The 18045-nt window shown below is 71.8% G+C and carries 15 protein-coding genes and 1 pseudogene; 4 read left to right on the top strand and 12 right to left on the bottom strand.

Going from position 1 to position 18045, the window contains the following annotated elements; all coding sequences use genetic code 11:
• The 4 genes from R0232_RS30710 to R0232_RS30695 are packed head-to-tail and all read right to left on the bottom strand — an operon-like array spanning window position 1 to window position 5628.
• Complete coding sequence (locus tag R0232_RS30710) at window positions 1-1389, bottom strand: DUF1254 domain-containing protein (protein ID WP_431510501.1); 1389 nt, start codon at window positions 1387-1389, stop codon at window positions 1-3.
• 47 nt (window positions 1390-1436) lie between these two features.
• Window positions 1437-2411, bottom strand: a complete 975-nt coding sequence (locus R0232_RS30705; RefSeq protein ID WP_431510500.1) for a Bug family tripartite tricarboxylate transporter substrate binding protein — start codon at window positions 2409-2411, stop codon at window positions 1437-1439.
• On the bottom strand, window positions 2408-4543 hold the full coding sequence (locus R0232_RS30700; RefSeq protein ID WP_431510499.1) for an acetate--CoA ligase family protein: 2136 nt from the start codon (window positions 4541-4543) through the stop codon (window positions 2408-2410). The genes R0232_RS30705 and R0232_RS30700 overlap by 4 nt, the downstream gene beginning before the upstream one ends.
• Before the next feature lie 20 nt (window positions 4544-4563).
• A complete protein-coding gene (locus R0232_RS30695) occupies window positions 4564-5628 on the bottom strand; it encodes a porin (RefSeq protein ID WP_431510498.1) in 1065 nt (354 codons plus the stop codon).
• A gap of 270 nt (window positions 5629-5898) precedes the next feature.
• On the opposite strand from R0232_RS30695, the gene R0232_RS30690 reads away from it, so the two are divergent.
• Window positions 5899-6513 (top strand): Crp/Fnr family transcriptional regulator, encoded by a 615-nt coding sequence (locus R0232_RS30690; RefSeq protein ID WP_256222739.1) that lies wholly within the window; start codon window positions 5899-5901, stop codon window positions 6511-6513.
• 1 nt (window position 6514) lies between these two features.
• On the opposite strand, the gene R0232_RS30685 is transcribed toward R0232_RS30690, so the two are convergent.
• The 7 genes and pseudogenes from R0232_RS30685 to R0232_RS30655 form a co-directional block, all read right to left on the bottom strand.
• A complete protein-coding gene (locus R0232_RS30685) occupies window positions 6515-7141 on the bottom strand; it encodes a YdeI/OmpD-associated family protein (protein WP_431510497.1) in 627 nt (208 codons plus the stop codon).
• The gene (locus R0232_RS30680) at window positions 7138-8094 is read right to left on the bottom strand and encodes a phosphatidate cytidylyltransferase (RefSeq protein ID WP_093348006.1); all 957 of its coding nucleotides are present in this window, start codon (window positions 8092-8094) and stop codon (window positions 7138-7140) included. The genes R0232_RS30685 and R0232_RS30680 overlap by 4 nt, the downstream gene beginning before the upstream one ends.
• A complete protein-coding gene (locus tag R0232_RS30675; protein WP_208513889.1) occupies window positions 8091-8768 on the bottom strand; it encodes a lysophospholipid acyltransferase family protein in 678 nt (225 codons plus the stop codon). Before R0232_RS30675 ends, R0232_RS30680 begins: the two co-directional genes overlap by 4 nt.
• 44 nt (window positions 8769-8812) lie before the next feature.
• On the bottom strand, window positions 8813-9253 hold the full coding sequence (locus R0232_RS30670; protein ID WP_431510496.1) for a hypothetical protein: 441 nt from the start codon (window positions 9251-9253) through the stop codon (window positions 8813-8815).
• The gene (locus R0232_RS30665) at window positions 9246-10610 is read right to left on the bottom strand and encodes a phosphatase PAP2/dual specificity phosphatase family protein (RefSeq protein WP_431510495.1); all 1365 of its coding nucleotides are present in this window, start codon (window positions 10608-10610) and stop codon (window positions 9246-9248) included. The genes R0232_RS30670 and R0232_RS30665 overlap by 8 nt, the downstream gene beginning before the upstream one ends.
• A 16-nt stretch (window positions 10611-10626) precedes the next feature.
• Window positions 10627-12437 (bottom strand): annotated as a pseudogene (locus R0232_RS30660) (bifunctional alpha/beta hydrolase/class I SAM-dependent methyltransferase).
• The gene (locus R0232_RS30655) at window positions 12434-13084 is read right to left on the bottom strand and encodes a CDP-alcohol phosphatidyltransferase family protein (protein ID WP_431510494.1); all 651 of its coding nucleotides are present in this window, start codon (window positions 13082-13084) and stop codon (window positions 12434-12436) included. Before R0232_RS30655 ends, R0232_RS30660 begins: the two are co-directional and overlap by 4 nt.
• Window positions 13085-13264: 180 nt before the next feature.
• Between R0232_RS30655 and ruvB the strand changes: the two genes are divergently transcribed.
• Together ruvB and dmeF are read left to right on the top strand one after the other, a co-directional pair.
• Complete coding sequence (gene ruvB, locus R0232_RS30650) at window positions 13265-14329, top strand: Holliday junction branch migration DNA helicase RuvB (RefSeq protein ID WP_208513869.1); 1065 nt, start codon at window positions 13265-13267, stop codon at window positions 14327-14329.
• Between the two features lie 13 nt (window positions 14330-14342).
• Window positions 14343-15305 carry a CDF family Co(II)/Ni(II) efflux transporter DmeF gene (gene dmeF / locus R0232_RS30645; protein ID WP_431510493.1) on the top strand — a complete coding sequence of 321 codons (963 nt, stop codon included), beginning with the start codon at window positions 14343-14345 and terminating at the stop codon, window positions 15303-15305.
• A gap of 21 nt (window positions 15306-15326) precedes the next feature.
• Here dmeF and R0232_RS30640 read toward each other — a convergent pair whose 3' ends face one another.
• Entirely contained in the window at window positions 15327-17069 is a 1743-nt protein-coding gene (locus R0232_RS30640; protein WP_431510492.1) for a lysoplasmalogenase family protein, read from the bottom strand.
• 94 nt (window positions 17070-17163) lie between these two features.
• Between R0232_RS30640 and R0232_RS30635 the strand changes: the two genes are divergently transcribed.
• Entirely contained in the window at window positions 17164-18033 is an 870-nt protein-coding gene (locus R0232_RS30635; protein WP_093347983.1) for a UDP-2,3-diacylglucosamine diphosphatase, read from the top strand.
• Window positions 18034-18045: the final 12 nt, after the last annotated feature.

The raw sequence follows: 18045 nt of genomic DNA, 5'->3' as shown, positions 1-18045 counted from the left end.
TCAGTCCTCCTGCGGCTGCAGGGCCGGGATGCGCCAGGCGCGCACGCCTTCGCGCGGGTGGTACATGCGCAGGATCAGGTAGAAGCGCCCGGCCGGCGCGGGCAGCCAGTTGGCGGCATCGGCGGGCCGTGCATGGCCCAGCACCAGTTCCAGGCTGCCGTCGGCGCCGCGTCGCAGGCCCTGCGTGCGGTCGCCGATCGCATGGCGGCCGATCGCGTTGGGATAGAGGAAGCGGTCGCTGTCGTAGAGCGTCACCGACCAGAAGGCGTCGGCCGGCGGCATGTCGTCGGCCTCGAAGCGCATCGCATAGTGGCGCCGGCCATCGAGCGGCTCCAGCGTCGCGTCGTGGTGCGAGGCGGCGTACACGGCCTCGCTGGTGGCCAGCGCGCCCAGGCCCAGGTAGGCGGTGCGCGCGCGGCCGAGGAACTCGCTGCCGTAGCGGCCGGTGGCGGGCGTCATGGCCCAGGCCTTGGGCCGGTGGTGCCGGCCCACCGCGCCGACCACCCGCACGCCCTCGGCGAAACCTTCGACCAGGCCCTCGCGCAGCGGCGCGTCGAGCGTGTCCCACGCGAAGGCCGCGTCGGGCCGCAGCCCGGCCTGGCCGAACCAGGCCACCAGCGCGCGGTCCTCGACGCGGCCCGGCGCCTCGGCGAGCGCCTGGCAGAGGTTGGCGAAGAAGCGCGGCGCGACCTGCGCGGCCGGCTCGCCGTTCTCGAAGGCGGCCGCCATGGCATCGACCGGTTCGCCGACCCAGCGCTCGATCGCCGCCGGGCGGCCGCGCGGCACCGTGCCGGGCGCGGGCACGAGCCGGATCTCGGACTGCAGCGCGCGCGCCGCGGGCCAGTCGGCCTCGTCGCCGACCAGGATGCGGCCGATCAGCCACACCAGGTCGGTCGGGCAGCGCACCACGCGGTGCGCGGCCAGCGCCTCGGGCACCGTGCCGCCCGGGCCCACGAGCACCACGGTCTCGCCCGCGGGATCGCAGTTGCGCGGCCCGAGGTTCTCGAAGTTCTCGGTGTAGGCGTCGTACAGCGGCAGCACGAAGTAGCGCCCCGGATGGCGCGCGGCCGCGGGCACGCTCAGCAGCATCGGGCCGTCGGCGAGGTGGATCCAGGCGATGGTGTAGAGCAGGTCGTTGGCCGGCGTCACCACGTCGCGGTCCTCGTGGGTCGAGGGGCGCGGCGCATGGTGCAGCGTGTTGATCGGCGCGCGCACGTCCGAGCCGGCCGAGGTGCCGATCCGGCGTTCGGCGCGCGGCGCGGTCTGCAGCGCGCAGGTGCGATACGTCTCGGTCAGCGGATAGCCGTAGACGAAGGCGGCGAGGCCGATCGAGCGCGCGAGCGCCTGGCGCGCGGCGTCGACGGTGGCCTGGGAGGCGGGAGCATTCATGGGGACGGGACCTCTTGGCTGGTGGCGATGAAGGAAGGGGAAAGGAATCAATCGAGCTTCACGCCCGTGGCCTGCGTGAGCCGCAGCGTCACGGGCAGGAAGGCGCGGTAGGCGGCGCTGGCCTCGGCCGGCAGGTTGCCCACGGGTTCGGCGCCGAGTTCCTCGATGCGGCGCGCGACCTCGGGCTGGTGCACCACCGCCGCGACCTCGCGCCCGAGCCGCTCGACCACCGCGTCGGGCGTCTTCGCGGGCGCCATCAGCGAGGTCGGCCCGGTCAGCGCGTAGACCTCGTCGGCGAAGCCCTGCTCGGCGAAGGTCGGCACCTCGGGCAGCGCCTTGGCGCGGCGCGGCCCGGCGACCGCGAGCGCGCGCAGCTTGCCGGCCGCGATGTAGGGCTGCAGCGTGGCGATCGAGCCCACGGTCAGCTGGATCACGCCGCCGATCAGGTCGATCGCCATCGGGCTCTCGCCCTTGTAGGGCACGTGCAGCGTGCGCAGGCCGTAGGCGCGGTCCATGTAGACCTGGATCTGGTGCGGTTGCGTGCCCGGGCCCCAGGAGCCCATCGCGTACTTGCCGGGCGCGGCCTTCAGCACCGCGACCAGGCCGGCGACATCCTTGGCCGGCACCGAGGGATGCACCGCGAGCACGGTGCGCGTGGTCGCGATGTCCGAGACCATGCGCAGGTCGGTGCGCGGGTCGTAGGGCAGCTTGCCGTAGAGCACGATGTTGGCCGTGACCGGGCCCGGCACCGTCAGCAGCAGCGTGTGGCCGTCGGGCGCGCTCTTGGCGACGTAGTCGGTGCCGATGATCCCGCCCGCGCCGCTGCGGTTCTCGACCACCACGGGCTGGCCCAGCCGTTTCGACAGGCCCTCGGCGACCAGGCGCGCGAGGATGTCGGAGGAGCCGCCGGCCTGGTACTGCACGACGATGCGCAGCGGCTTCGACGGGAATTCGGCGCGGGCGCCGGTGGCCGCGAAGGCCGCGAGCGCGCACAGCAGCAGGCGTCGCTTCGATGGCGTCATGCGGTGCCTCCTTCCGCCGGCGATGGGTCGCGGCCCACGATCAGCGCATCGACCGCCACGCAGCCGCCCTCGGTATTCGGCCGCGCGATCAGCGGATTGATCTCGGCGCTCGCCAGCGAGTCGCCGGCGCGCAGCGCGAAGTCGGCGAGCGCGCACAGCGCATCGGCGATCGACGCGAGGTCGACCGGCGCCTTGCCGCGCGCGCCGTCGAGGATCGCGAAGGCGCGCAGCTCGCGCACCATCGCCAGCGTGTCCTCGCGCGTGACCGGCAGCACGCGCAGCGCCACGTCGCGCAGGGTCTCGACGTGGATGCCGCCGAGGCCGAACATCAACACCGGCCCGAACACCGGGTCGCGGTGCACGCCCGCGATGCACTCGACGCCGCCGCTCGCCATGCGCGCCACCAGTGCGCCGTCGAGTCGTGCCTCGGGCCGCACGCTCAGCGCATGGTCGCGTGTGCGCTCGAAGGCCGCGCGCGCCTGCGCCGCGCCCCGCAGGCCGAGCGCCACGCCGCCGACGTCCGACTTGTGCGGGATGTCCGCGCTCACGATCTTCAGCGCCACGGCACCGCCGAAGGCCTCGGCCGCCGCCGCGGCCTCGTCGGCGCTGTGCGCCACGCGGTGCGCGACCACGGGCACGCCGGCCTCGGCGAGCAGCGCGAGCGCCGCGGGCTCGGCCATCGCGCCGGGCGCGAGCGCGATCGGATCGCCGACGGGTCGTGCATCGGACCCGGGCAGGGCACCGGTCTTCAAGCCCGCGAGTGCGGCGATGGTGCGGATGCCGTCCGACGGATCGGCGAACACCAGGCAGCGCAGGCCTTCGAGTTCGGCGCGGCGTTCGGGCGAGAGCAGCGTGCTGATCGCGAGCAGCGTGTCGGGATAGGCCGCGCGCAGCGACGCCACCAGCGCGCGCAGCGTGGGCCAGAACGCATCCGACGCGCCCGCGGCCGCGAGGAAGCCCATCCACGAGGCGAAGCCGCGGTCGTCGAGCATCAGGCGCGCGCTGCGCTCGAGCAGGCTCATGTCGTTGGTCACCTGGCCCGTGATGTCGACCGGGTTGCGCGGCGCCGCGAACGGCACCCACTCGCGCAGCGTGGCCTGCGCGGCCTCGCCGAGCGGCTGCACGTCGAGGCCCTGCGCCGAGGCGTCATCGGCCATCAGCGCGCCCACGCCGCCCGACAGCGTGAACAGCCCGATCGAGCGGTCGCGCGGCCGGCCGGCCACGGCGGCGCTGTGCGCCAGGTCGAAGAACTCGCCGAGGCTGCGCGCGCGCAGCACGCCGTAGCGGCGGAACACCGCGTCGTACACCGCGTCGTCGCCCGCGAGCGCCGCGGTGTGCGAGGCCGCCGCCTGCGCGCCCAGCGCGGTGCGGCCGACCTTGACCATCACCACCGGCTTGCCCGCGGCCTGCGCGAGCGCCAGCGCGGCGCGCAGCCGGGGGCCGTCGCGGCAGCCTTCCATGTAGCCCATGATCACGTCGGTGGCCGGGTCCTGCGCGAGCCAGGCCAGGCAGTCGGCGAACTGCAGGTCGGCCTCGTTGCCGGTGGTGGCCCACAGCGACAGGCCGACGCCGCGCTCGCGTGCCATCGCGTAGGCATAGGCGCCGAAGGCGCCCGACTGGCTCACCAGCCCGATGCGCCCCGGCGCCACGCGGCCCACGCCGGGTGCGGGCGAGAAGGTGGCGTAGACCTTGTGCGCGATGTTCATGAAGCCCAGGCAGTTGGGCCCGATGAGCCGCAGGCCGGCCGCGCGGGCCTTGGCGCCGAGCCGCGCCTGCGCGGCCGTGCCTTCGGCGCCGGTCTCGGCGAAGCCCGAGGAGAACAGCACCACGCCCTTGACCTTCGCTTCGATCGCATCGTCGAGCGCCGCATCGACCAGCGCGGCCGGCACCGAGAGGATCGCGAGGTCCACCGGCTGGCCGATGGCGCGCAGGCTGGGCCAGGCCCGCAGGTCCTGGATGCGCTCGGCGTTCGGGTTGACCGGGTAGAGCGCGCCGTCGAAGCCGAAGCGGCGCTGGTAGTCGACCGGGATGCCGCCGATCTTCTGCGGGTTGGAGGAGGCGCCGACCACCGCGATGGAACGCGGCGCGAACAGGGCCGACAGGGATTCGGTCTGGGAGCTGAAGAAATCCATGGAAGAGGCGACGAGGGGTTTCAGAAGTTGTGGCGGATGCCGGTCGCGAGCACGCGCACGCCGTTGCCGCTGTCGGGCGCGACCGCGACCGTGGCGAGCGTGGCCGAGGCGCCATGCCGGTTGAGCAGCCGCAGCCAGCGCGCGTAGAGCACGGTGCGCTTGCTCAGGTAGTAGTCGTAGCCCAGGGTCCAGGCCAGCTGCGAACGCTCGCTCGCGTCCACCTTGCGCTGCATGGCCTCGAACATCAGGTTCGAGGCCGGCGTGATGTTGTAGGTGAGGCCGAGGCTCGCGAGCTTCGCGCTCGGCACGCCGGGCAGGCTCGAGCTGTTGCGCACGTAGTTGGCGTAGAGCTGCAGCCCGATCGCCTCCCAGTCGTAGGCCGCGCTCAGCGCCTGGTAGGTGCTGGTGCTCGGCTCGGCCACGGGCGCGGCGGCCGAACCCGAGCGCGCGCGCTGGAAGGCATAGCCCACGTAGTAGGGCTTGCGCCCCCAGCTCAGGCTGCCGCCGTAGAGCGTGCCGCTGCGGTGGCTCGCGGCGCTGGCCTCGCCGGGCGCATAGGCGATGTCGGCGTAGAAGTCGGCGATGGCCGGCGTGCGGTAGCGCACCATGTTGCTGGCGCGTGCCGCGAAGGGCAGCAGGCCGGGCTGCGCGTCGTTGGCGGCCACCAGGTTGATCGGCGAGAACACCGAGTTCACGCCATAGGGATCGGCCTTGAACAGCGTGTAGAACATCGGCGTGTACATGCGGCCCGCGTCGACCTGGCCCCAGGGCGTCGACAGGCCGACGAAGGACTGGCGCGTGAACGCGATCTCGGGACCGGCCAGCGTGCCCTTGCCGGTGTCGGGCGCGAAGCCGGCCTCGAGCGTGACGTGCGCATCGAACCCGCCGCCCAAATCCTCCGCGCCGCGAAAGCCGAGGCGCGACGCGGTCTGGCCGCCATCCTCGAGCCGCGTCGAGGAACTCGGTCCCGACTTCGCATGGGCCAGGTAGAGGTCGGCGGTGCCGAAGATCGTCACGCTGCCCTGTGCGAGCGCGAGCGAGGAGGAGGCCGCGAGCGCGAGGCCCGCGGCGGCTGTCTTCTTCATGTCGTGTTGTCTCCGGTGAGGCTCGCCGCCCGTCGAGGGCGGCTGCCGCTTGCGTGCTTGTCGGTGTCCGGTGCTTACGATAGAAACGACCGCCCCCCGAATCTGTCAAAGCGTTGACAGATTCCCGAACATCGCCGCAGGGAGAACCCGCTGACCCGACCGTGCAAGACCACCGAACGAGAGGCCGAGGAGAACGCCGCGCTGCTCGAGCGCGCGCTGCGCTGGAACGAGCTGTTCTCGCGCTGGCCCGATGCGCGCCGCGCCGAGCTCATGAAGTCGGCGCGGCTCGAGCGCTACGGCCGCCGCACGCAGGTGCTGGCGCACGACCGCCATCGGCGCGAGCTGCTGGTGGTGGTGTCGGGCTGCCTCGAGATCAGCAGCATGAGCCCGAACGGCCGCAAGTACGTGAATGCGCTGCTCGGCCCCGGACAGGTGGCGCCGCTGGTGCGCCTGCTCGAGGAGGTGCCGCTGGCCTACGACTACCACGCGCACGAGGACTCGGTGATCGTGCACCTGCCGAGCGACGCGGTGCTGGCGGTGCTCGATGCCGAGCCGCTGCTGTGGCGCGACGTGGCCAAGCTCGGCCTGCAGCGCCAGCGGCTGAGCATCGTGCTGCTGCAGAACCAGATGCTCAACTCGATCCATGGCCGGGTGGCGGCCGCGCTGATGAACCTGGTGCACTTCTACAGCGGCCAGGGCGAGGACGGCGCGCCGCCGCTGGTGCGGCTGTCGCAGACCGACCTCGCGGCCATGCTCGGGCTGTCGCGCCAGACCGTCAACAAGGAGCTGGGGCGGCTGGTGGAGGAGGGCGCGATCGACATGCGCTACAAGCGCATCCGCATCGTCGACGCCGAACGGCTCGCGCGCATCGCGGCCGGCACCTGAATCAGGGGTGGATCTTCTCGCCCTTGGCGAGCATCTCGACGAACTGCGCGATGCGCCGCGCGCGGGTCTCGGGCTTCTTCGCGCTCTGGGTGCGGAACAGCACCGCGAAGCGGTTGCGCGCATCGAGCGCGGTGAAGAACTTCGCGGCCTTCCTGTTGGCGTCGAGCGCGGCCCGCAGGTCGGGCGGCACGGTCGCCACGCGCGAGGCCTCGTAGGCGGCCTCCCAGCGGCCGTCGGCCTTGGCGCGTTCGACCTCGGCCAGGCCACCCGGCTGCATGCGGCCTTCCTCGATCAGCTGCAGCGCCTTGGCGCGGTTGATCTGCGACCAGGTGCTGCGCTTCGTGCGCGGCGTGTAGCGCTGCAGAAAATGCGTGTCGCTGTCGCTCTTGCGCTGGCCGTCGATCCAGCCATGGCACAGCGCGAGATCGAGCGCCTGCGCGGTATCGACCGAGGCGATGCCGCTGGCCTTCTTCGCGAGCCGCAGCCAGACGCCGGCATGGCTCGCGTGGTGGCGCTCGTACCAGCGCGCGAGCGCGGCGGCGTCGGCGCATTCGACCGGCGTGTCGTCGACGATGCGTTCGGCCGTGGCGGCCGCCTTCTTCGCCGGAGCTTTCTTTGCTGCCGTCACGGAACCCACCAGTAGCGCAGCGCGTGGAAGAAGATCGGCGCCGCGAAGATCACCGAGTCGAGCCGGTCGAGCATGCCGCCATGGCCCTCGATCATCGACCCCCAGTCCTTCACGCCGCGGTCGCGCTTGATGGCCGACATCACGAGGCCGCCGAAGAAGCCCATCAGGCAGATGGTCAGCGACATCAGCGCGGCCTGCCACGGGTTGAAGGGCGTGGCCCACGACAGCGCGGCGCCCAGCGCGGTGGCGCTCGCGATGCCGCCGATCAGGCCCTCCCAGGTCTTCGAGGGCGAGAGCTCGGGCGCCACCTTGCGCTTGCCGAACAGCTTGCCCCAGATGTACTGCAGCACGTCGCTGCCCTGCACCACGATCACGAGGAAGGCGATCAGCAGCAGGTTGCGGCCCTCGAAGCCCGGGATCTGCAGGGTGAGCAGCGCCGGCACGTGGCTGATGCAGAACACGCAGATCATCAGGCCCCACTGGATCTTCGAGGTGCGCTCGAGGAAGCGCTGCGTGTCGCCGCCCACGGCCGCGAGGATCGGCAGCACCAGGAAGGCATAGACCGGGATGAAGATCGAATAGAGGCCGTACCAGTCGATCCAGACCAGGAAGTACTGCACCGGCAGGCCGATGTAGAAGGCGGCCGCGATCGCGTGGTGGTCGCCGCGCCGGGTGTAGGCCAGGCTGATGAACTCGCGCAGCGCGTAGAACGAGATCAGGTAGAACAGCACGATCACGCCGCCCTTGCCGAAGGCGAAGGCCAGGCCGATCGCCGCCACCATCACCCACCAGGCATTGACGCGCGCATTGAGGTTGTCGATCACCGAATGCGGCTGGCCGTGCGCCACGCGCCACTTGAGCACGGCGCCGATGCCCGAGGCCAGCAGCAGCACGCCGAGCACGCCGCCGAACAGCTGCAGGGTGGTCTGCGCGAAGGGCGAGAGCTCGATCATGCGGCGCTCCCGGATGCCGCCTTGGGCTTCTCGTCGAGGCGGTCGTACTCGGGTCGCAGGTCGAGCATGGCGGTGCGCGCACGCGCCAGGAAGCCGGCCTTGTCCTCGCCCTCGGCCAGCACGATCGGCGTGCCGAAGCGCACCGTGCAGGCCAGCGGGATCGGCACCAGCGTGCCCTTGGGCAGCACGCGCTTGAGGTTCTCGATCCACACCGGCACCAGCCGCACGTTGGGGCAGGCGCGCGCGAGGTGGAACAGCCCGCTCTTGAGCGGCAGCAGGATCTCGTCGCCGGTGTTGCGCGTGCCCTCGGGGAACATGATCAGCGAGTCGCCGGCCTCGAGCGCGGCCTTCATCTGCTCGACCGGGTTGTCGCCCTGGCCCGAGCCGTCGCGCCGGATCATCAGCGCGTTGAACACGTCGGCGCCGATGAACTGACGCAGCTTCGAGGCCATCCAGTAGTCCAGCCCCGCCACCGGCCGCGTGAGCGCGCGCAGGTCGGGTGGCAGCGTGGCCCACAGCAGCACGAAGTCGCCGTGGCTGGTGTGGTTGGCGAAGTAGAGCGTCTGCTCGGCCTTGGGGCTGGTGCCCGACCAGATGGCGCGCACGCCGGTCAGGAGGCCCGCGGCGCCGATGATCAGCTTGCCAGCGACCACGGCGAGCGCGCGGCGCACGATGCTGCTGTCGGGGCGCTTTTCTTCTGGGGGAGGAGAGACGTCGTTCAAGTGAGGTCCTGTGTCATGAGGGCGAGCAGGAACATCGCGCTCTGGCAGGCGACCACGATGGCGTGGCGCTGCAGCAGCTGGCGGGTGCCCTGCGCGCGGTCGGCCAGCGGCCGCGCGGTGGAAGAAGCGTCGTCGGCGCGCAGCCCGAGCCGGGCCAGCGCCTGGTCGAGCGCTTCGAGCGAGGCGATGGTGCCGCGCGCGAGGTCGTCGAACAGCGCCTGGTCGAGCCGCAGCCGGAACGCGAAATAGCGCTCGAGCACGCCGAGGATGGCGACGGCACCGAAGGCCATGCTCGGCGTGGTGGGCAGCGAGCGCAAGGTGAGCGCGAGCACGAGTGCCGCGATCGCGCTGAGCGCGAAACCCCAGAGGGCCAGCACGCCGGCCGCGCGCAGCAGGCCGGCGAGCGCGGCGCAGGTGGCGCGGTCGGTGTCATTCATGGAGCGCTGCTCCGGTGGTGACGCTGGGGGCGCCGAGCGGCGCGAGCGCGGCGAACCAGGCCGGCCGCAGCACGATCTGCGGCCGCGCGCGGCGCACCGCGGCCTCGGCCGTCGCCAGCCCGTCGGCGGCACTGGCCACGCCGTGCGTGCCGAGCCAGGCGATGGTCGCGGCCGCGCTGCGCGAGAAGCCGAGCGCGCAGCAGACCCAGACCGGGCCGCCGCGCGCGGCGCGCCGCTGGCCCTCGATCACCGCGGCCGCGCGTCGCAGCCGCTGCGAGGGCGGCACCACGAGGTCGAGCAGCGGCACGCAGCGCGCGCCGATGGTGCCGCTCGGCACCTGCAGCTCGGCACACAAGCTCACCAGCCGCGGCCGGCCCGCGGCCTGCCATTCGGCCGGCGTGGGCAGGCGGCCGAGCCAGAGCCCGGGCACCACCTCGGCCGCCGGCGGCAGTCCGCGCGTCCACAGCCGTGCGTTGAGCGCCGCGCCGAGGCGGTAGGGCGCGAACAGCCAGCGCGCGGCCCAGCCCATGCGGCCCTGGCCGTCCATCTGGAAGCCGCGCGCGCCGAAGCCCGCGTAGTTGAGCGCCACCAGCGCCAGCGAGGCCGCGGGCCAGGCCAGCCACAGCGCCCAGCCGCCGCCCCACAGCGCGAGCGCGAGGCAGGCCAGCGCGCCCAGCGCATAGCAGGCCGCGAGCTTCCAGCGCTGCGGATCGCGCGCGAGCCGCCAGGCGCGCGGCAGCGAGACCGTGCGCTGCAGCGGCCACAGCCAGATGCAGACCAGGCCCAGCAGCGCGCCGGTCGGGATGTCGATGAAATGGTGCTGCCAGGTGGTCAGCACCGAGGCGCAGATCGCGAAGGCCCACAGGTGCAGCACGAGGCGCGCCCAGCGCGGCCGGATGAACTGCCGATACCAGTCCCACAGGATCACCGCCAGCGCGATGTGCAGCGAGGGCGCCTGGTTGTAGGGCTGGTCGAAGCCGCGCAGCGCCGCGAACAGGAAGGCCGGCGCGCCCTCGACCGCGGGCTGGCCGAAGCTGAAGTGCAGCGGCCAGATCACGAAGCAGCTGCAGGCGATCAGCGTGGCGCTGACCAGCCGCGCGCCGTGGCGGTCGAGCGTGTGGCGGTCGCGCGCGAGGAACAGCGACAGCGCGTAGAAGACGTTGATGGTCCAGTAGGGAAAGATGGTCCAGGGCCAGAACGGCACCTGGCGTTCCCACGCGAAGGCCATCGAGGGCACCTGCGCGCGCGTGGTGGCCCACCAGTTGGCGAGGCCGTAGGTCAGGTAGAACAGCGGCCCCAGCAGCACCAGCCAGCCGGCGGCTCGCTTCCAGGGTCTTGCCGCGAACCAGGCGCGCATGGCGTTGCGGGCCCGCTCAGTGCTCGGTGCGCCGGGCCAGCGAGACGGTGAAGATGCCCCACTCGTCGCTGCGCTGGTCGATCTTGCGGAAGCCCGCCTCCTCCACCAACTGGTCCATCTCGACCTGCGTGCGGCGCCGCATCACCCAGGCCTCGCCCTGGCGGTGGCTGGTGAGCGCGCGCGCGATCATCTCGAGCTGCGGATGCCAGGGCTGGCCGGTGTAGACCAGGTAGCCGCCGTCCTCCACCGCGTCGCCCACGCCCGCGAGCGAGCGCCGCACCATCTCGTTGTCGGGGAACAGCTCGTACAGCCCCGACACCACCGCCAGCGTGGGCCGCGGCGTGACGCTCGCGAGGCTCATGCGGTCGAAGGCGTCGGCCTGCACGAACTGGGCGACGTCCTCCAGGCCCTTCTCGGCGATCAGCGCGCGGCCGTCGCGCACGTTGATCTCGCTGTAGTCGCGCAGCAGGATCGAGCTGGCCTTGACCGGGCTCGCGAGCACCGCGTCGAGCACGTAGCGGCCATGGCCGGCCGCGATGTCCATCAGCCGCACCTCGCGGTGCATCTCGGCCAGCCGCTCCATCGCGATGCGCAGCAGCTCCTCGACGTGGATCTTGCGCTGCCGGATGCCGCGCCAGCCGATGGCCTCGAGGTAGTTGCGGTCGATCGCGCGGCCCAGCGCGCCCTTGCCCTGCGCGACGTTGCGGTAGACGTAGTCGAGCGTGCTGCCCGAGTCGAAGCCGGTGTCGTGGCCCAGCTTCACGCCCTCGGACAGGCCGCCACCGAAGCGCAGCCCGGCGCGCGTGAGCGACCAGTAGAGGCCGCGCGGCGACAGCGCCGGCAGCGGCGCGGCCAGCGCGCGCGATTCCTCGGCGGTCTCGCCCTCGAGGTGGGCGCCGCGGCGGTCGACCGGCGCGGGCGCCTCGTCGAACAGGCGCAGCACGAATTCGCGGATGGCCTGCACCGCGGGTGCGCGGTCCTTCTCGCCCAGCGTGTCGTGGAAGAAGCCCGGCAGCACCGTCTTGGTCTTGACCGCGCTGCCCAGCCGTTCGAAGAACTGGTGCTGCGGCTTGTGGTGCACCACCCAGTCGGCGCCCGAGATCAGGAGCTGCACCGGCAGCGTGATCGCGTTCGCGTCGGCCACCACGCGGTCGGCCGCCTCGTACAGGCCCAGCAGGATGTTGACCGCGATCGGTCGCGTGATCAGCGGGTCGCTCTCGTAGCTCGCGATGCGCGCGGGGTCGTGCGTGAGGAACTTGGCCTTCACGTAGCTGTTGACGAAGAACAGGCCGCGCAGCTTGTGCATCAGCGCCAGGCCCGGCCGCGCGAACGGCACGTAGAGCTTGACCTTGAAGGCCGGCGAGGCCAGCGTGAGGCCGCGCACCTTGGGCGCGTAGTCGTGGGCCCAGGTCGCGACCAGCACCGCGCCCACGCTCTGCGCGATCACGTGGATGTCGTGCTCGGCCACGCCGTGCGCGCCGACGATGTGCTGCACGAAGGTCTGCACGTCGCGCACCGAGGTGCCGAAGCTGGGGCTGTAGCCGCGCTGGCCCGGCGAGCGGCCGTGGCCGCGCGCGTCCCAGGCGAAGACGTCGAAATCGGGCAGGTCGAGCTCGTCGACCAGGTGCGCCATGCGCGCGCCATGCGCGCGCCATGCTCGTGGCCGCGGTGGAACAGCACGATGGCGCCGCGCCGCGCGGGGCCGGTGGCCGGCCAGTGGCGGTAGAACAGCGATTCGCCGTCGTGGGTGCGGAACTGGCGCTCGGCCAGCGGCCGTTGCGTGAGGGGAGACGGCGAGGCGCCGGTGTCGGTGGTGTTGTCGTTCATTGAATCCCTGTTGTTTGTTTTGGTGTGGTGCCGTCCGCGGCCTCGGCCTCGGCTTCGGCGAGTGCGCGGCGCACGCGGTTGACCACGGTCCAGGCCACCAGCAGCGCCAGCAGCGGCATCAGCACCGCGGTCCAGCCCGGCAGCGGGCCGCCGAGCGCCACGTAGAGGCCGAGCGCGCCGAACACGAAGGCGCGGTCGCTCTTGCCGAGCGGCCCATCGTAGCGGCGCGAGGCGCCGACCGTGGGGCCGAGCGCGCCGGCGAATTCGCTGAGGCCGGCCAGCACGATCACGGTGCCGACCCAGAACGGGCTGAAGGGCTGCACCAGCACGAAGGGCAAGTACAGCGCGGCGTCGGAGACCACGTCGGTGAGTTCGTTGAGGAAGGCGCCGAGGCGGCTTTGCTGGTGGTGCTCGCGCGCCAGCATGCCGTCGATGGCATTGAAGGCCATGCGCAGGAACATCCAGGCCGGGATCAGCCCGAAGGCCGCGAGCGAGGGCGCGGCCAGGTAGAGCCACAGCCCGATGGCCACCGAGACCACGCAGGCGCTCAGCGTGACCTGGTTGGCGGTGACGCCCCGTACATGCAGTCCGACCACGAGCGGCCGAAGCAGGGCCTGGAAACGCGGCTTCAGTTCGTAGATCGACACTGTCGTGATCCCCTCTTCATTCTGGTCGGGGCATTCTGCCAGTGCAGGCGAGCGCTCCTGTAGGCGCAGGTCCCGCCTGCAAAAGCCCGCGAAAACCCGCGAAAGGCCCTCGTGGCGCCGGGGCCGCGGGCCGTCCGCGGCGGCGATGCAGCCACTAAACTCGCCGCACCCCCCGCGCCCATGACCATCCAGACCGACGACTTCGCCCCCGCCCCGCAACGCGTGGTGTCCGCCGCGCCCGCCTCGCCCAACGAGGAGGCGATCGAACGGGCCCTGCGCCCCAAGCTGCTCGACGAGTACGTCGGCCAGGCCAAGGTGCGCGAGCAGCTCGAGATCTTCATCGGCGCCGCGCGCAAGCGCCGCGAGGCGCTCGACCACGTGCTGCTGTTCGGCCCGCCGGGCCTGGGCAAGACCACGCTGTCGCACATCATCGCGGCCGAGCTCGGCGTGAACCTGCGCCAGACCTCGGGCCCGGTGCTCGAGAAGCCCAAGGACCTGGCGGCGCTGCTGACCAACCTCGAGCCCAACGACGTGCTGTTCATCGACGAGATCCACCGGCTCAGTCCGGTGGTCGAGGAAATCCTCTACCCGGCGCTCGAGGACTACCAGATCGACATCATGATCGGCGAGGGCCCGGCCGCGCGCAGCATCAAGCTCGACCTGCAGCCCTTCACGCTGGTGGGCGCCACCACGCGCGCGGGCATGCTCACCAATCCGCTGCGCGACCGCTTCGGCATCGTCGCGCGGCTGGAGTTCTACACGCCCGAGGAACTGGCGCTGATCGTGCGCCGCAGCGCCGGCCTGCTCAAGGTCGAGACCGACGAGACCGGCGGCTTCGAGATCGCGCGCCGCTCGCGCGGCACGCCGCGCATCGCCAACCGGCTGCTGCGCCGCGTGCGCGACTACGCCGAGGTCAAGGGCGACGGCCGCATCACCGAGGAGATCGCGCACAAGGCGCTGGCCATGCTCGACGTCGATCCGCAGGGCTTCGACCTGATGGACCGCAAGCTGCTCGAGGCCGTGGTGCACCGCTTCGACGGCGGCCCGGTGGGACTCGACAACGTCGCGGCCAGCATCGGCGAGGAGCGCGACACCATCGAGGACGTGATCGAGCCCTACCTGATCCAGCAGGGCTACCTGCAGCGCACGCCGCGCGGGCGCATCGCCACGCTGGCCGCCTACCGCCACCTCGGCGTGACGCCGCCGTCGAGCCGCGCCGAGGGCCAGGACCTGTTCGGCAGCTGAGAGACTCTTCACCATGCACACCCATGACCTGAGCGCGTGGCAGCACGAGCACCACTTCGGCAGCGACAACGAACGCGCCGAGCGCAGCACGCGGCTCGTGATGTGGATCACCGCCGCGATGATGGCGATCGAGATCGGCGCCGGCTGGTGGTTCAACTCGATGGCGCTGCTGGCCGACGGCTGGCACATGAGCTCGCATGCGCTGGCCATCGGCCTCAGCGCCTTCGCCTATGCGGCCGCGCGGCGCTATGCGCGCGACCCGCGCTTCGCCTTCGGCACCTGGAAGATCGAGGTGCTCGGCGGCTTCGCGAGCGCGCTGGTGCTGCTGGGCATCGCGGCGCTGATGGTGGTGGGCTCGCTCGAGCGGCTGTGGTCGCCGTCGGCGATCCACTATCCCGAGGCGATCTCGGTGGCGGTGCTGGGGCTGGTGGTCAACCTGGTCTGCGCGCGGCTGCTGGGCGGGGCGCATCACCACCATGACCACGGCCATGCGCACGACCACGATCACGACCATCACCACGCGCACGGCGAGCACGGCCACGACCTGAACCTGCGCTCGGCCTACATCCACGTCGTGGCCGATGCCGCGACCTCGGTGCTCGCGATCGCGGCGCTGCTCGGCGGCTGGTTCTACGGCTGGGCCTGGCTCGACCCGGCGATGGGCATCGTCGGCGCGGTGCTGGTCGCGGTCTGGGCCAAGGGGCTGCTGAAGGAAACCGGCAAGGTGCTGCTCGACCGCGAGATGGACCACCCGGTGGCCGAGGAGATCCGCGAGGGCATCGAGGCCGGCCTGGCCGATTCGCTGACCCGCGTGGCCGACCTGCATGTGTGGCGCGTGGGCCGCGAGGCCTATGCCTGCGCGCTCACGGTGGTGACCCATTCGGCCACGCTCACGGCCGACCAGGTGCGGGCCTGCTTCTCGATGCACGAGGAGATCCGGCATTCGACGGTCGAGATCCAGCGCTGCCACGACTGACGCGACCGCTGGCGCACGGCGTCAGCCCGGCGGCCGCGCGTGCCGCACGATCAGCGTCTGCGCCACGTAGTAGGTCGCCAGCACCCACAGCTGCGCCAGCGGCAGCGGCGCCACGAAGCGGTTGGTCGCGAGCAGCGCATCGCTCAGCATGAAGCAGCAGGCGCCCGCCGCCACCCAGCCCGCGCCCCATCCAGCCGTTGTGTCGCGCAGCACGAAGGCCCGGCCCAGCGCCTGGGCCGCCATGCAGGCGATCACCCCCACGTAGAGCGCGACCGGGATGCGCAGCGCGGCCGGCAGCCCGCCCTGCCACAGGAAGGCGTACATCGCCGTGCCGATCGCCAGCGTGACCGCCAGCGCCGCGGGCCGCGGGAAGAAGCCCACGCCGATGCGGAACACGCCGATGTAGGCCAGGTGCGCGAGCAGGAAGCACACGAGGCCGGGCACGAACAGCGAGGCCGGGCCCATCAGCAGCACGTCGCCCGCGAGCGAGCCGACCAGGCCGGCGACCAGCAGCAGGTCGAAGCGCGTCATGCCGCCGGGCCGCGCCAGCGCGCGCCGCGCGGCGATGAAGACCGCGATCGCGAGCGCCAGCGGCTTGGTCGCGTGGTGCAGCCAGGGCAGGCCGAGCGCGGCGCTCGCGGTGGCCAGCGCGGCGGCTTCCACCAGCAGGGCCTCGGCGATCGAGAGCCGCCCCTGCAGCACGCCGCCGATGGCCCACAGCGCGGCGGTGAGCGCGGCCAGCCACACGCTCGAGCGCGAGAGCGGCATGCCGTCGGAGAACCAGAGGAACACCGCCACGGCCGCGAGCAGCAGCAGGAACTGCACGCCCGCGAACCATTGCGCGCCGCGGCCCACTTCGGGCTCGTAGCGCCGCACCTGCGCGATGTCGAAGGCCGGCTTCGGAAAGCGCGCCGCCACGTCGGCCGGCCGCCAGCCCGGCGGCTTGAGCCACACGCGCAGCTTGTCGCCCCAGCTGCGCGCATGCCACGAATCCTTGGCCAGGCCCCAGTAGACCTCGGCGTTGGCCCACAGCGGGTCCCAACTCGCGAGCGGGCTGCGCGTGCCGTAGACGCAGCGCTCGTCCTCTTCCTTGAAGCTGCCGAACAGCCGGTCCCAGACGATCAGGATGCCGCCGTAGTTGCGGTCGAGGTAGCGGTCGTTGACCGCGTGGTGCACGCGGTGGTTCGAGGGCGAGCAGAACCAGCGGTCGAACCAGCCGAGCTTGCCGACCTGCTCGGTGTGGACCCAGAACTGGTAGAGCAGGTCGACCAGCGACACCACGGCGAACACCAGCGGCGGCACGCCCGCGGCCGCCATCGGCAGGTAGAAGATCCAGCCCAGCAGCGCGCCGCTCGAGGTCTGGCGCAGCGCGGTCGAGAGGTTGTAGTGCTGGCTCTGGTGGTGCACCACGTGCGCGGCCCACAGCACGGCCGACTCGTGGCCCATGCGGTGCAGCCAGTAGTAGCAGAAGTCGTAGAACACCAGCGCCAGCAGCCAGCCGTACCAGGTGGTCCAGAAGTCGGTGTCGGGGAACAGCGCCACGGCCGAGTACACCGCGGTGTAGATGCCGATGCGCAGCAGGCCGGTGAGCACCGCGCTGATCTGGCTCAGCATGCCCAGGCCGATGCTGTTGACCGCGTCGGCGAGGCGGTAGGTGTCCTGCCCCGTGCCGCGGCGCGCGCGCACGCGGCCGACCGCGAACTCGATCGCGATCAGCAGGAAGAAGACGGGGGTCGCGAGGACGATGATCTGGCCAGGGCGCATCGCGCGATTGTGGGCCGCGCGCGCGTGGGGACGTCATCGGGATGTCACGCACTTGCCATGGCCAGGTCACGCAAGACAGCCAACCTATCGGTCCATGCAACGCGACGATGCTTTTCTGCGCGCATGGCGCGACACCGATGCCCGCCCCCCCGAGGCGGAGGACGAGGACGTTTCGCGGCCGATGCAGCGTTTTCGAACGCTGTGGATCTCCGACCTGCACCTCGGAACGCCAGGCTGCCAGGCGCGGGCGTTGCTCGACTTCCTCAAGCACACCGAGTGCGAGACCCTGTTCCTGGTCGGCGACATCATCGACGGCTGGCAGCTCAAGCGGCACTGGTACTGGCCGCAGGCGCACAACGACGTGATCCAGAAGCTGCTGCGCAAGGCGCGCAAGGGCACGCGCGTGATCTTCATCCCGGGCAACCACGACGAGTTCGCGCGCAAGTACCTGAACCACAACTTCGGCGGCATCGACGTGGCCGAGGAATGGATCCATGAGACCGCCGACGGCCGCAAGCTCTGGATCATCCACGGCGATCTGTTCGACGGCGTGATCCAGTGCGCCAAGTGGCTGGCCTACGTGGGCGACTCGCTCTACGAATTCACGCTCAAGCTCAACCGCCACCTCAACTCGCTGCGCGCGCGGCTGGGGCTGCCGTACTGGTCGCTGTCGAAGTACCTCAAGGGCAAGGTCAAGCGCGCCGTGAGCTACGTCGGCGACTTCGAGAACGCCGTGGCCCGCGAGGCCCGCAACCGCGGCGCGCAGGGCGTGGTCTGCGGCCACATCCACCATGCCGAGATGCGCGACATCGACGGCATCCTCTACTGCAACGACGGCGACTGGGTCGAGAGCCTCACGGCGCTGGCCGAGCATGCGGACGGGCGGCTCGAGATCATCGAGTGGTCGGCGCACATGCCGGTGCCGTCGAAGGTCGCGCCGGCGCGCGAGGCCGTGGCGGCCTGAGCCGCTGGCCGC

The sequence above is a fragment of the Variovorax sp. DAIF25 genome, from assembly GCF_050711835.1.
GTDB lineage: Bacteria > Pseudomonadota > Gammaproteobacteria > Burkholderiales > Burkholderiaceae_C > Variovorax.
The sequence above is the reverse complement of the archived record's forward strand: the minus strand, read 5'-3'. Positions and strand labels throughout refer to the sequence as shown.